General features: G+C 45.1%; 15 protein-coding genes and 1 pseudogene. 2 read left to right on the top strand and 14 right to left on the bottom strand.

Annotated elements, in window-relative coordinates; translation table 11 throughout:
- Nucleotides 1-7: 7 nt before the first annotated feature.
- From CU633_RS07140 to CU633_RS07125, 4 genes are all read right to left on the bottom strand, one after another.
- Nucleotides 8-502 (bottom strand): cation:proton antiporter regulatory subunit, encoded by a 495-nt coding sequence (locus CU633_RS07140; protein WP_101659038.1) that lies wholly within the window; start codon nt 500-502, stop codon nt 8-10.
- A gap of 87 nt (nt 503-589) precedes the next feature.
- Entirely contained in the window at nt 590-1,156 is a 567-nt protein-coding gene (locus CU633_RS07135; protein ID WP_101659037.1) for a tyrosine-type recombinase/integrase, read from the bottom strand.
- A gap of 100 nt (nt 1,157-1,256) precedes the next feature.
- Entirely contained in the window at nt 1,257-3,521 is a 2,265-nt protein-coding gene (secDF, locus tag CU633_RS07130; protein WP_101659036.1) for a protein translocase subunit SecDF, read from the bottom strand.
- Between the two features lie 132 nt (nt 3,522-3,653).
- Entirely contained in the window at nt 3,654-3,953 is a 300-nt protein-coding gene (locus tag CU633_RS07125; protein WP_101659035.1) for a post-transcriptional regulator, read from the bottom strand.
- Nucleotides 3,954-4,088: 135 nt separating this feature from the next.
- Between CU633_RS07125 and spoVB the strand changes: the two genes are divergently transcribed.
- Entirely contained in the window at nt 4,089-5,651 is a 1,563-nt protein-coding gene (gene spoVB / locus CU633_RS07120) for a stage V sporulation protein B (protein WP_101659034.1), read from the top strand.
- Nucleotides 5,652-5,690: 39 nt separating this feature from the next.
- Here the strand turns inward: spoVB and CU633_RS07115 are convergent, their stop codons facing one another.
- Complete coding sequence (locus CU633_RS07115) at nt 5,691-6,332, bottom strand: DUF421 domain-containing protein (RefSeq protein WP_101659033.1); 642 nt, start codon at nt 6,330-6,332, stop codon at nt 5,691-5,693.
- Between the two features lie 323 nt (nt 6,333-6,655).
- On the opposite strand from CU633_RS07115, the gene CU633_RS07110 reads away from it, so the two are divergent.
- Nucleotides 6,656-7,042, top strand: a complete 387-nt coding sequence (locus CU633_RS07110; protein ID WP_101659032.1) for a TIGR04086 family membrane protein — start codon at nt 6,656-6,658, stop codon at nt 7,040-7,042.
- 100 nt (nt 7,043-7,142) lie between these two features.
- Here the strand turns inward: CU633_RS07110 and yajC are convergent, their stop codons facing one another.
- The 9 genes and pseudogenes from yajC to CU633_RS22785 form a co-directional block, all read right to left on the bottom strand.
- Nucleotides 7,143-7,424 carry a preprotein translocase subunit YajC gene (gene yajC, locus CU633_RS07105; protein ID WP_101659031.1) on the bottom strand — a complete coding sequence of 94 codons (282 nt, stop codon included), beginning with the start codon at nt 7,422-7,424 and terminating at the stop codon, nt 7,143-7,145.
- A gap of 28 nt (nt 7,425-7,452) precedes the next feature.
- A complete protein-coding gene (gene tgt, locus CU633_RS07100) occupies nt 7,453-8,592 on the bottom strand; it encodes a tRNA guanosine(34) transglycosylase Tgt (protein ID WP_101659030.1) in 1,140 nt (379 codons plus the stop codon).
- Nucleotides 8,593-8,620: 28 nt separating this feature from the next.
- Nucleotides 8,621-9,649 (bottom strand): tRNA preQ1(34) S-adenosylmethionine ribosyltransferase-isomerase QueA, encoded by a 1,029-nt coding sequence (queA, locus tag CU633_RS07095; protein WP_101659029.1) that lies wholly within the window; start codon nt 9,647-9,649, stop codon nt 8,621-8,623.
- A gap of 41 nt (nt 9,650-9,690) precedes the next feature.
- Nucleotides 9,691-9,897, bottom strand: a complete 207-nt coding sequence (locus CU633_RS07090) for a DUF2905 domain-containing protein (RefSeq protein ID WP_101659028.1) — start codon at nt 9,895-9,897, stop codon at nt 9,691-9,693.
- The gene (gene ruvB / locus CU633_RS07085; RefSeq protein WP_101659027.1) at nt 9,894-10,895 is read right to left on the bottom strand and encodes a Holliday junction branch migration DNA helicase RuvB; all 1,002 of its coding nucleotides are present in this window, start codon (nt 10,893-10,895) and stop codon (nt 9,894-9,896) included. The genes CU633_RS07090 and ruvB overlap by 4 nt, the downstream gene beginning before the upstream one ends.
- 69 nt (nt 10,896-10,964) lie before the next feature.
- Nucleotides 10,965-11,573 (bottom strand): Holliday junction branch migration protein RuvA, encoded by a 609-nt coding sequence (ruvA, locus tag CU633_RS07080; RefSeq protein ID WP_101659026.1) that lies wholly within the window; start codon nt 11,571-11,573, stop codon nt 10,965-10,967.
- Nucleotides 11,574-11,732: 159 nt separating this feature from the next.
- Nucleotides 11,733-12,293, bottom strand: a complete 561-nt coding sequence (locus CU633_RS07075; protein WP_101659025.1) for an intercompartmental signaling factor BofC — start codon at nt 12,291-12,293, stop codon at nt 11,733-11,735.
- Nucleotides 12,294-12,545: 252 nt separating this feature from the next.
- Nucleotides 12,546-13,523, bottom strand: a complete 978-nt coding sequence (locus tag CU633_RS07070) for a phosphotransferase (RefSeq protein WP_101659024.1) — start codon at nt 13,521-13,523, stop codon at nt 12,546-12,548.
- Nucleotides 13,507-14,309: pseudogene (locus CU633_RS22785) on the bottom strand (SafA/ExsA family spore coat assembly protein); the annotation flags it as partial. The pseudogene CU633_RS22785 and the gene CU633_RS07070, both read right to left, overlap by 17 nt.

The following is a 14,309-nucleotide window of genomic DNA, read 5'->3' as shown; positions in this document are numbered from 1 at the left end:
TACCGTCTCACCCCTCACTTGTCAGCATTTCTTTGATCAAGCTCTTCAGCTCACTTCTTTCTCCTGAAATAACTAGAGTATCCCCTGCTTCAATCAGCGTATCGGGCCCTGGACTGATCACTTTGCGCAAACTTTTTTTCATGATTGCAATGATCGTGACCCCATATTGATTTCGAACATCAAGGCCTCCAATCGTTTGATTGACGATCGGCGCATTCGGTTCAACCTTAAACCACTCGATCACCAACCCCGCAAATGCCATCTCAACCGTTTCAAGCGCTTGCGGCTTATAAACCATGCCGCCCAAAATCGCAGCCACTTGCCTTGCTTCAGAATCATTAAAAGTTACACTTGAGATGCTTTCCTCATAATCATTATCATCAAAATGATAAATTTCGCGGCGGCCGTCATCGTGGATAATAATGACAACCTTATCCTTGCTTTTCGTAATGATTTCAAACTTTTGCCCGATTCCCGGAAGCTCGCTTTCGCGGATATCCATAAAAAATCCTCCTTGTATAGTTTGTCGGGTGTAACATCATGTCAGGGTGCTCATTGGGGTTATACGAAAAATAAACGGTACTGCAACTCACAAGTTAACATCGATCTCTGTCATGATCTTTTCGGCTCTTGAAACACCTATATACTTCAAGGTCTCGGCAGGTGTCGAGTGATGGAAATATTCCTGCAAAAGGGAGATGGCGACTCCACGTTTATAGGCATGAAACCCAAATGTCTTGCGCAGGGAATTTGTGCCTATTTTGGCAGTTATCCCCACCGCCTTTGCGGCATCGTTAATGATCCGGTATGCCTGCTGCCGTGATATAGGCTTTTCTGTTTTCGAAGACTTAAATAAATAGTCGTCTTGATTTAATTTTACTGCTGCTAAATACTCTTTGATTGCCGCTTTTACTTTTTTATTTAAGTAAATTCTCTTCTGTTTGTTTTTATCCGTACAAAACAGCAGCATGAAATCTTTGACCTTTCCATTGTTTTCGGCCACATCGCTCACTTTAATATCGAGCATTTCTGTAATCTTTATACCTGTGTTAATGCCGAGTACAAACAGCAAATAATCGCGGAGCGAGTGCGTTTTCAGCACTTTTTTCATCGCCTGGATTTGTTTTATATCTCGTATAGCCTCAACATATTCCATATGCCAACCCCTTAAACTGATGTTACATAATCCTATTATTGCATATGGTTATGTAACATGTCTAATGAATCGATTAAAAAAAACCGCAGAAATCTGCGGTTTACACTTGCGGTTGATCGCTCATTTTTCTTTTTTCCTTATAAGTGATTAAAACACCTTTCTTTTTCAATTCCCGCTTTTTCCACTCAAACCACAACTGGGCGGCGATAAAGATGGACGAATACGTTCCGGCAATCAGCCCGACCAGCAAGGCGAGCGAGAAATTGCGAATCGATTCACTGCCGAAAATCAACATCGCCACTACCGTGATCGTGACCATTCCAACCGTATTAAGCGAGCGCCCCATCGTTTGCCTTGTGCTCGTATTCACGACATCGGCAATTTCTTCAACGGTTTTTAAACGGCGCTTCTTCTGCATATTTTCCCGCATCCGGTCAAACGTAACGATCGTGTCGTTAATGGCATAACCGACAATCGTCAACAAGGCCGCAATGAAAGTGAGATCAACTTCCAATCGCAATAAGCTGAAAACCGGTATCGTAAAGAACGCGGCATAAAGCAAGGCAATCACCGCCGAAATAGCCATCGGCATTTCAAAGCGGATCGTTACGTATAAAATGATGCCGATTGAGGCAATCAAAAGAGCCATCGCTGCGTTCTTCGCCAATTCGATCCCGATTGTCGGCGACACGCTGCTGATATTCGGTTCAGATCCATACAGCTCAGAAAAATGAGACTTCATATCGGCAATTTCGCCCTTCGTTAACACGCCTTTAAAGCGGGCAACCCCGATATTGTTTTCATCCCCGGAGATGACGATATCGTTTGTTTCAAAATTTATTTCCTCAAGTTCATTCCGTAATTCTTCCGTCGTGATCGCTTTGTCGGCGAGAATTTCCACTCTTGTTCCACTCGCAAAATCGATGCCGAGATTCAAGCGGAAAACAAGCAGTATAATAACACCGACTGCAAAAAACACCCCTGAAAGAACAAAGAATTTTTTCCGATGCTTTACAAAATCAAAGCGATCAAATTTTGTTGGCAAGTCCAGCGTATCAAAATTTTCTTTGATATCTTTGATTTGGCTTTTCTTGACGCCGAACCAGCCTGGTTTTTTATCCAAAAAGCCGCTGTTCACCCAAAGCCCGAGCAATAGCCTTGAAAAGTATACATTCGTAAAAAAGCTTCCCAAAATACCGATAATTAAGCTTGTCGCAAAGCCTTTGACAGAGCTTGTCCCATAAAAGAAGAGCACGGCGCCGGCCAAAAGCGTTGTGATATTGGAATCCGTCACTGCCGCAAACGAGTTTTCATTGCCTGCTTTAAAAGCCGCTTTGATTGATTTGCCAACTCTGATTTCTTCCCTGATCCGTTCGTAAGTGATGATATTGGCATCGACAGCCATCCCGACACCGAGGATCAGGGCGGCAACACCCGGCAAGGTTAAGACGACATTCATCCAATCAAAAATCAGTACTGTCAGGAACAGATACACCGTTAAGGTAATCGTTGCGATAAAACCGGGAAAACGGTAATAGAAAATCATAAACAAAAATACGATGGCAACTCCGATAATACCGGCCATCACCGTCTTATCCATCGCGTTCTCGCCAAACTTCGCACCGACAGATGTTGAATAAATTTCATCCAATTCAACAGGGAGCGCTCCCGCATTCAACAAGGATGCCAATGTATTTGCTTCTTCCAGCGTGAAATTACCTTCAATGGAAACTTCATCCTGGCTAAATACCTCATTTACTACTGGATTGGAGATAAATTTCGGGTCCGCTTTCCCGACTTCTTCCTGGTAGGAATCCTTGCCTTCCTCAAAGTCAAGCCAAATGACAAGCACGTTATTCGGCTGATTGGCCACGATTTGTTCGGTTACCTCTCTAAACTTGTCTGCGCTTTTAAGTTTAAGAGAAACGCTTGGCCTGCCATCTTTATCGAAGGTTTGCTTTGCTCCGCCTTCTGCAAGGTCGCTTCCGTCCATCATTTCCTTATCCTGATAATCACGGAAAGTCAGGTTCGCCTCTGTGGACAAAATCTCGCGCGCCTGATTTTGGTCTTCGACACCGGCAAGCTGGACGCGGATTCGGTCATCCCCTTCAATTTGAATATTCGGCTCGCTGACGCCGAGGACGTTCACCCTTCGTTCAAGCGCTTCAGCCGTGCTGACAAGCATTTCCTTGTCAATTTTCTGCCCTTTTTCTGCAGGTTTCACTTCATATAAAACTTCAAAGCCGCCCTGGAGATCAAGGCCCAGCTTGATATTGTCAATAATTTTATTCGTCGTTCCACCCATTAAAGTCCCAAGAACAAGGACAAGCAGGAAGAACGCGATGATCCGGCCGCGCTTTATCATTACGTATATGTCCTCCTTAAATATAAACCAGCGGATTGCCCGGAATATCCGGCATCCGGTAAAACTGCCTTTTTCATTATGAAACAGAACAGAAATACTGTCAATTTGTGTATAAAGATAAAATGATGCTAACTATTTTAACAACTCTCTTCGATCCTCTTCATTGCTGAAATGAAAATCTGCCTGTTTAAATGCTTCAACCGTCGCAAAACTCATATACTCATTCACCTTAACAGAGAGAATGTCCTGAACAATTTCGTGAATTAAAATATCCTCTCTCGTTTTTTTCCATTTCTTTTTAACCATGTAATCCCATAGTTCATGTTCGGTTATCGTTTCGTAGCCGAGCAGTTTAAATTCATCAAGCTTGCTGTGCAATGCAGGTTTAATGTGGCTGTAAAACCGATCATATTCATGGCCGATGTTTCTCATTCAGCCGCCTCCTCGCCGCTGTTTCAATTTTTTAGATGAATGGAAAAAGTCCGAAACCTTGTCATGCTTTGTCCACTTTGGTGCATATAGTTAATTGTATATGATAATAGCTAATTTGAGAAGGCAGGGACCGGGATGTCTAAGTTTTTAAGAGGAACCCTTATTCTTTTGGCAGCCGGCTTGGTTACGAGAGTGCTCGGCTTTATAAATCGAATTGTGATCGCCCGTTTTATCGGAGTAGAGGGCGTGGGCTTATACATGATGGTTTTTCCGACATTGATATTGGTGATCACGCTGACACAGCTCGGCCTGCCGGTCGCTATTTCAAAAAGTGTCGCAGAGGCAGAAGCACGGGGTGATCACTGCAAAGTAAAAAAAGTTCTTGTCGTTTCGCTGGCGACAACACTTGCGTTATCGATCGTTTTCACACCGGCATTGATTTTGCTCGCCCCTTTTTTATCTCAAACATTATTTACAGACAATCGAACAGTCTATCCATTGATGGCAATTGCACCGATCATCCCGATTATTGCCATTTCCTCAGTGATCCGCGGCTATTTTCAAGGAAAACAGAATATGAAACCGGCGGCCTATTCGCAAGTTCTTGAGCAGGTTGTCCGCATTACATTAATTGCCGTATTAACAAAAGCTTTTCTTCCTTATGGAATTGCGTATGCCGCTGCAGCGGCAATGTTTGCCTCTGTCATTGGCGAACTTGCCTCGCTTTTCTATTTAATGACAACCTTTAAGTTGAAAAAACAGTTTCCGTTCCGCAAGAAGTTTTTCCAGTTCGCCCGTTCCGGAAGGAGTACGCTTCGCGAGCTGATGGCCATCGGCCTTCCGACTACAGGAAGCCGGTTGATTGGTTCTGTTTCCTGGTTTTTTGAACCGATTGTCGTTGCCCACAGTTTGGCGTTAGCCGGTGTAGCTGACTCGGCAGCTACAAAGCAATATGGAGCCCTGACCGGATACGCCCTGCCGCTGCTTTTGCTTCCTTCGTTTATTACGTATTCATTGGCAACCTCGCTTGTTCCGGCAATCAGTGAAGCGAACTCCCAGAACAATATGCGCCTCATTGAATACCGCCTCCAGCAGTCGCTTCGGTTCGCTCTCGTAACCGGCGGAATTTCGGTTGTCGTTTTATATGTACTGGCAGAAGATTTGATGCAGCTCATGTACGGGGCAAAAAGCGGAGCGCAATTTATAAAATTGATGGCCCCATTCTTTCTGTTTTACTATTATCAGGGACCTTTGCAGGCAATGCTGCAGGCACTGGACCTGGCTCGTGCAGCCATGATCAACAGTTTAATCGGAAACATCGTTAAAATCGCTGTTATTTTCTTGTTGGCCAGCCAGGCAACATACGGCATTAAAGGAGCGGCCCTTGGAATGATTGTTGGTTTTGTGCTCGTCACCATGCTCCATTTTGCAACGGTGTTAAAAACGATTTCCTTTACCTTTTATATAAGAGACTATGTAAAAACGTTTCTGGCGATGGGGATAACCGGATGGGCCGGCGTCTGGCTGGTCGAAAACACACTTGCTTCCGCCCATCTGATTTGGAAAGTGATTGCCGCAGCAGGGGCAATGGCGTTCATTTACTTTGTTCTTTTATTAATCACCGGCCTGATTAAGGCCGACGATTTAAAAAGGGTCCCCTGGATTGGGAACACGCTGGCAAAATGGGCGTTTAATTAAGCGCAAAAAAGGCTGGACGTTGTTTGTGCCAGCCTTTTTCTATTCATCTATGGTGTCTATAAAAAACATACCATTTTGGTAGCTGCAAAAAGATATTTCTTTTACATCCTTGTAGCCTCTTTTTCGCAGCTCCTGGCGCAGCCAGAAATTTGTTTTGTCAATCCTGGCTAAATTCTCTTCCTGAATCACTCCATCGACAATGAGCGGCATTGTGATTTGCCCTTCATCCTTGCTTTTTACAAACACAGAAAGTTTGCCCGACGGTTCTAAAATAGCAAATTCAACGTCGGCAATGTTTCGGATATCCTTTTCTCTCAGCTGGAGCATCAGGTCATCAAAATTGTAGCGCTGCTGTTTCATGGCCTTTTCGTCAATCTTTCCTTTATTGATGATCACGCTGGGCCGCCCGTCAATAATGTCGCGAAACTTCTTGCTTTTCAATGAGATGAACGCCAGGACAATTTGGATGACCATTAGTACTCCCATTGCCAAAATCGTGTCAATTAGCGGATCTTTTGGATCCTCAATTGCGACGACGGCGAGCTCTGCGATCATAATAAACACAACCAAATCCAATATGCTCAATTCTCCGATTTCCCGCTTTCCCATCAGACGGAAGATACACAGAATCGTCGTATAAACAAATAAAGTCCTGAAAATAATCACAAGATATTCTTCCATTGCGTCCTCCCTTCACAACGAACATATTACTAGTTTTATCTGTGAGGAAAGAAACATTATATGAAGGTTTTTCCAAAAAGAATTCTTTTAACCAGGATCACACTGACTCTTTTAAACGTTTATTTACTGGTTTAATTTTTAAAAAATAAAAGCCATGCTGTTTTTTACTTCCTGAAATCAATGGAAGACAACTAGTCGATCAGGCGATTTTTTATTCTAATTTTCTCGAAACCGAATATGCTTGTACTAAAGGAAAAATCGGGATTGCCGGGCAGCTAAAGTTTGTTTACTGAACGTCAATCAAAAGGGAGAGGAGTATCGATGTGGAAACTAAAAACTACGGAACTGCTGTTTTGTATGGTTTGATGGGCATTTTCCTGCTGGCAATTGTCAGCACCTTCATTCTTTCACTCATATTGAGATTTACTTCTGTGCAGGAATCTGATCTCGAGTTGCTTATCACAGCATTTTCCTTCGTTACATTATTCACAGGAGGTTTTGTCTCGGGGGGAAAAGGAAAACAGAAGGGCTGGATGCTTGGGGGCCTGACCGGACTCGTGTATTCATTGGTTGTGTTTTTATTTAATTATCTTGGCTACGACAGCCTTTTCTCAGCGGAACAGGTTATTTATCATACATGCTATATTTTAATTGCCATGATGGGTGGAATACTCGGCGTCAACATCATGGGCAAATCAAGATCAGCTTAGCCCGGGACAACCCTTCCAGACGGTCATAAAACTTCAGGAAATCCGCGTTAAACAGCAAAGGAAGCACCCTTCTGGAGGATGCTTCCTTTTGTGCTTGTGATTATTTTGCAGCGACATCGCCGCTAGCTTCCGTTACATCACGGATGGCTGCGCGATCGTATGTAAGGCGGCTGCCGTCTCCGCATTTGATGACAACTTTATCCTCATCCAATGCATCAACAATACCATGCAATCCGCCGATTGTCACAACTTTATCACCTTTTTTCAAGCCGCTTTGCATTTGCGAAACCGCCTTCTGGCGCTTTTGCTGCGGACGGATCAACAAAAAGTAAAAAATCACAAACATTAACAGGATTGGCCCTAATGATGCGAATATGTCCATATTATTCCCCTCCTTTCATGGGCAATTATTAAAAGTTTTTTGCATTCGGTTTATTAAATCCGTATTTTTCAAAAAACTCTTCTCTAAAGTCACCGAGACGATCTTCACGGATCGCTTGTCTGACTTGCTCCATTAATTTTAACAGAAAATAGAGATTATGGTAAGTTGTAAGCCGGATTCCGAATGTTTCTTCACAGCGAATAAGGTGGCGTATATAAGCACGGCTGTAATTCCGGCATGTATAGCAATCGCATTCCGGATCAAGCGGGCCAAAATCGCGGGCAAACTTCGCATTTTTAACAACCAGACGGCCTTCACTTGTCATTAATGTCCCGTTGCGGGCAATTCTGGTCGGCAGCACGCAATCGAACATGTCGATGCCGCGAATCGCGCCGTCGATCAGCGAATCCGGTGAGCCGACTCCCATTAAATATCTTGGCTTATTTGCCGGAAGCAGCGGTGTCGTAAACTCAAGAACGCTGTTCATGACATCCTTTGGCTCCCCAACAGAAAGGCCGCCGACTGCATAGCCTGGAAAGTCCAGTGAAACCAGGTCTCTGGCGCTTTGTTTCCGTAATTCCTCGTACTCCCCGCCCTGGACAATTCCAAACAGCCCCTGGTCATTTGGCCGCTTATGCGCAGCCAGGCAGCGCTCGGCCCAGCGGGACGTCCTTTCTACAGAGCTCTTCATATATTCAAAAGTAGCCGGATAAGGCGGACACTCGTCAAACGCCATCATGATATCCGAACCAAGCGCATTCTGGATTTCCATCGCTTTTTCCGGTGATAAAAAAAGCTTGTCGCCATTCAAATGATTGCGGAAATGAACGCCTTCTTCTTCGATTCTGCGGAATTCACTCAAGCTGAATACCTGGAAGCCGCCCGAATCGGTTAAAATCGCCTTGTCCCAGTTCATAAACTTATGAAGTCCGCCAGCTTCCGCGATAATATCATCCCCGGGACGAAGCCACAGATGGTATGTGTTGCTCAAGATGATCCCGGCACCCATTTCCGTCAGTTCCTCGGGAGACATCGTTTTCACCGTTGCCAGCGTCCCGACAGGCATAAAAACCGGCGTCTCAAATGACCCATGCGGTGTATGGACCCGGCCAAGCCTTGCTCCTGTTTGTTTACACGTTTTAATTAATTCATAACGAATCGCAGTCAATCCTGTATTCTCCTTTCACCAGCCTTTACTATAAAAGCAGCATCGCATCCCCGAAGCTGAAAAAGCGGTATCTTTCCTTTACAGCAATTTGATAGGCGTTCAGGACGTTTTCCCTGCCGGCCAATGCGCTGACCAGCATGATCAGTGTCGACTTCGGCAGATGGAAATTTGTAATCATGCCATCAATGGCTTTAAATTGATAACCTGGATAAATAAAGATGTCCGTCCAGCCGCTCTCCGCTGTAAAAGCGCCATCATGCCCGGCGGCAATCGTTTCGAGCGTACGGGTTGAAGTTGTCCCAACTGTAATAATTCTTCCCCCTTTGCTCCTGACGTCAGTCAGAAGCCGGGCAGTCCCTTCTGAAACCTGATAAAATTCGGTATGCATTTGATGCTCATGAATATTTTCAACGCTCACCGGCCGAAACGTGCCAAGTCCAACATGCAAAGTAATAAAGGCGATATGAACACCGCGCGACCGCAGTTCGTCGAGGAGCTCTTCGGTGAAATGCAGCCCTGCTGTCGGAGCCGCGGCTGATCCTCTTTCCCTGGCAAAAACGGTCTGGTATCTGTCCCTGTCATCCAATTGCTCTTTAATGTATGGGGGAAGCGGCATTTCTCCAAGTGCTTCGAGCACTTCATAAAAAATCCCCTCATAGCGGAAGTCGAGGATCCGGCCGCCATGCTCGGTTTCGCCAACACAAACAGCGGAAAGGACTCCGTCGCCAAAGTCAATTTTTGTCCCTTCCTTGACCCGTTTTGCAGGCTTTATAAGCGTTTCCCAGCGGTCTCCATCCTGCTGCTTGAGCAGCAACACCTCGATTTTCGCACCTGTGTCCTGTTTAGCCCCGTACAGCCTGGCCGGCAGAACACGGGTATCGTTCAGGACCAGACAATCTCCTTTTTTAAAATAGTCGCCAATATTTTTAAAAGTATCATGTGTGATGTCACCTGATTCTTTATTTAACACCATCAGGCGGCTGTCAGTCCGATTTTTCAAAGGAACCTGCGCGATCAATTCGTCAGGCAAATCAAAGTCAAATAATTCTACGTTCATGTTGTCACCCTATCTATAAGCTAACTGTTCTTCCAGCTTTGTCAGCGAAACTTCCCGATAAAATAGAAAACTGCCGACAAAATGATGCTGATGAGAATGGACGTGACGATTGGAAAGTAAAAGGTCGTATTTCCTTTTTTAATAAGAATATCACCAGGCAATTTTCCAATCGAAATGAATTGCATGAGAAACCCGACCACAAAAATGATTGCTCCCAGCGTCATTAACAGCTTCGAAATTCCCGTCATTCAGCGGGCACCTCCATTTGAAAGTGTCGATATGCTAAATCAGTCACGATTCTTCCGCGCGGCGTCCGCTGCAGAAAGCCGATTTGCAGGAGATATGGCTCGTAAACATCCTCAATGGTATGGGCTTCTTCCCCAATCGTGGCAGCGATCGTTTCCAGGCCGACCGGGCCGCCGCGAAACTTCCCGATTATGCTTTTTAACAGCTTATGGTCAATATGGTCAAGACCAAGGCGGTCAACCTGGAGCAGCTCCAACGCATATTCGGAAAGATCCGCATCGATATTGCCGTTGCCCCTCACCTGGGCGAAATCCCTGACCCGGCGCAAAAGACGGTTGGCAATTCTCGGAGTGCCCCTCGATCTTCTTGCAATTTCTGACGCAGCAGGACCGTCAATCTCTGTTTCAAGCAAATCCGCCGTTCTTGTGACGATCGACTTTAACTGGTTCTCATTATAGTATTCCAGTCTGCTGACAACTCCAAACCTGTCTCTTAACGGGGCCGATAACGAACCCGCTCTCGTCGTGGCGCCAACGAGTGTGAAAGGCGGCAGATCAAGCCTGACCGATCTGGCATCCGCGCCTTTTCCGATCACGATATCAAGGCAAAAATCTTCCATGGCCGGATACAATACTTCTTCTATCGACCTTGGCAGCCGGTGAATTTCGTCAATAAAAAGAACATCCCCTGGTTCAAGAGCGGTTAAAATCGCTGCCAAATCACCCGGCCGTTCAATGGCAGGGCCCGCCGTCGTCCGGATATTGACGTCCATTTCATTGGCAATAATTGCAGCAAGCGTTGTTTTTCCAAGACCTGGAGGTCCATAAAGCAGCACATGGTCAAGCGTTTCCTGGCGCAGCCTGGCCGCTGCAATAAAGATCGCCAGGTTTTCTTTCACCTTGTCCTGTCCGATATATTGTTTCAATGTTTGCGGACGGAGGCTGAGCTCGAACGAAGTATCTTGTCCGTCTGCTTCTCCCGATATAATTCTGTCTTCCATTTTGGTATCACCCTTTTTAAAGTTGTTCCGAAAGGCATGGGCGAAGGATTATAACACCGCAGCATTATATTACTTCAAAAGCTTCTGCAGTGCTTTTTTGATGTATTGGTCGGTCGTAAGTGTTTCTTTTCTCAACTCGGGGGAAATTTTATGAATTTCCCGTTCTGAGTACCCGAGGCTTTTTAACGCTAAAACGGCTTCTTCAAATTCAACCGGCCCGCTCATTGTCAGGCTGCTTTCGCCCGGAGTAAACAAGTCGGGGAAAAAGTCGGGAACGATATGATGCAATTTCCCTTTTAAATCGAGGATCATTTGCCGCGCCGTTTTTTTTCCGACTCCGGGAAACTTTACTAAGAATGCCTCATCTTCATTTTCGATTGCCCGGACGACTTGCGCCGGTTCGCCTGATGCGAGAATCGCCAATGCGCCCTTTGGGCCGATCCCTGAAACATTGAGCAGCTTTGTAAACATCGATTTCTCTTCCCTTGAGTGAAACCCATACAAAGCCATCGCGTCTTCTCTGACATAGTGGTATGTATAAATGCGAATCTCGCGCCCGACTTCCTTCGAATAGGCGAACGGATTTGGCGTGATGATCTGAAAACCAATCCCGTTATTTTCAACAACGATATATTCCGGTCCAACAAAGTCGACCATTCCTTTTATAAACTCAAACAATCTCTTTCGCTCCCCTGGTTTGCTGTAGACCATTTTAACATACTATTTATATTTTTGATATTTTTCATCGCCCAGGGATTTTATTTAAGCATATAACAAAAAGGACCTGTGTGTCGGTCCTTTTTGTCAGCTTCGAACAATATATTTTCATTGTTTTGATTATTGTTGTTTCTGCGTGGAGTATGTTTTAAAAGTTTCCAAAACCTTTTCGTAGCGATCCTTTGTTATAACGGGGATGCCTTTTTTCAGCTGTTCGCGTTTAACGCTCTCCAATTTTCCGATATCAATCTGGAAAAAGGAATGAATCACATTGGATTGTCCGGGTCTGCCATTATAAATTGTCAATATCCCCTCATCCGTGATTCCAAAGTAACCGTTTGCTTTAAGGAGCGGAGATATGTCGTCGATATGCTGGCGAAAAACAACCCTGTTCTCACCCAGATCAACGATTTGCCAGCCGGCATACTTTGCCCAAAAATCCTCTGTGGACCAGACCGTTTCAGTTATTCTTTCTTCACTGATTTCCCCGTCCAGGTATACTCTCTCAAAAATCACGGAAATTTCGAGCGGTCCGGAAATTTTCCCGGCCTTTTCAGGCTTCTCCTGAGCGGATACCGTTGTTTCCTGAAGCTGCATTCCAATCTTGAATGGCTCAACAAAAAGCCAGACTGTGAAACACCCCAAGACACTTAATACTATAGCCGCCCATTTGGCTTTCATCCAGCTCACCCCATCTAAAATACGGAAATATGCTCAGCAAGTTGATCTTTTACTTCAACCATAGTCTCCCCAAAACAGGTAAATTTATTCTGTGGCAGTCTCCCGTCCTATCCGGAACATATTTAAGCTATCAGCAACCGCCTTATCAAAGACAGGAATAATAGCACCGCAATGACGATCAGCAATAGAGCAAGCCGTTTCTCCTGTTTGTCTGTATTTTTCATTCGGATTGCCTCCCAGCAAGAAATTGCTTCAGTTCAGCATATCGTTTACCTCAGCTATAAATTTCTGCCTGAGTGGAAATTGACCGGTTGTGATGCTTTTAACAACCGTCAATTTTTTTGGATCGCGATATGTTTCTTCTCTGATTATCCTGTTCCATTCCCGGAAAATATCTGTCGGAAACATCAAAGAATAGAGGAAAAGCTTATCGTTCTTGTAAATGTCCAATATCGGGTGGCTAAACAATTCCCGGGCAGACCAATTTATAAAAGGAAGGATGCGGTTTGCATATTGCAGGTAATCGGCGCTTTCCGGGCCAATGCTGATTAAATCGAAATCGATTAAATGAAGCTTAGTGCTGGTTTGAAGGAAATTATGATGTGCGACATCCCCATGCAAAATCGTTTCCGAATCGGAATCAGATTCTTCCTTGTTTTTCTCTAAATATGCTAAAACGTTTTCACCGCAATCGATGAAGTGGTCGATTATTTTTTTATCGACATAATAAGAGATGACCGGGATATTTTTTTTAAAAAGCAGCAATCTTTCCTGCCATTTTTCAAGCAATTTAAACCTTGGCAGCAGCGGTTCATATCGCTTCACTAATTTCTTTGAGATTTTGTGATATTCTGCCAAAAGGTTTAAACCGGCGATACGGCAGGAGGCTAAGCGGTAGCTAAAGGGGCTGCCGCCTCTTTCCAAATATTCGAGGCATCCATAATAATTTTTTTCAAAAACGAGCGGTTTTCCGTTCGTCATGTCATAAAACGAGTAAGTATTTTGGAACCGCTCGTTTTTTAAGGACGCGGTAAATGCTTGCTGCAGCGTCAAACGGCGCAATGTTGAAAAGCCTTTTAATATAAATGGAAAATCGTTTGTTCGAACAAAATAGACATTTTTTCTGACCGGTGTAAATTCAATCAATTCACGGCGCAGTTCTTTTTGTAAAAAAGAGAGGAGACGATTATGAAAAAAATCGTCTCCCCCGTTTCTAGTCTTCGTTTTCATTGCTTTCTTCCACATAGCGCGGCATGCCATACGGGCTTCCATCCATCGGGCCGGAACCGTATCCATATGGGTTCATAAATGGCGGCTGGACAAAACCTCTCAGATGCCCATGGTGCGGAGTGAAAATTGGCGCTGTTCCTGGAGCCGGTCCGGCAGGCGGTGGAAACGGATTACTTTGTCCCTCAGCTTGTGCCGAATCTCTACATCCGCAATCAGCGGCCTTTACCCCTTTTACTGGCATCTGTGCCGGCATTTGCTCCATCCACTGCGGGGGTTGATATTCTTCTTTAACGCCCTGCACTTGCGGAGACAATGGCATTTGATAATCATCCTTTACTCCCGCTACTTGCGACGGGAATGGGGCCTGGTAATCATCCATTACTCCAGCTACTTGCGATGGGAATGGGGCCTGGTAATCCATTGCTCCAGCTACTTGCGACGGGAATGGCATCTGGTAATCCATCGCTCCAGCTACTTGCGACGGGAATGGCATCTGGTAATCCATCGCTCCAGCTACTTGCGATGGGAATGGCATCTGTTGGTCCATTGCTCCACCTACTTGCGATGGGAACGGCATCTGGTAATCCATCGCTCCAGCTACTTGCGATGGGAACGGCATCTGTTGGTCCATTGCTCCACCTACTTGCGGTGGGAACGGCATCTGGTAGTCCATTGCTCCAGCTGCTTGTGACGGGAATGGGGCCTGGTAGTCCATCACTCCGCCTACTTGCGATGGGAACGGCATCTGTTGGTCCATCACTCCAGCTACTTGCGATGGGAACGGCA

The sequence above is a fragment of the Bacillus sp. V3-13 genome (genome assembly GCF_002860165.1).
In the GTDB taxonomy this organism is placed as follows: Bacteria; Bacillota; Bacilli; order Bacillales; family Cytobacillaceae; genus Bacillus_BJ.
The sequence above is the reverse complement of the archived record's forward strand: the minus strand, read 5'-3'. Positions and strand labels throughout refer to the sequence as shown.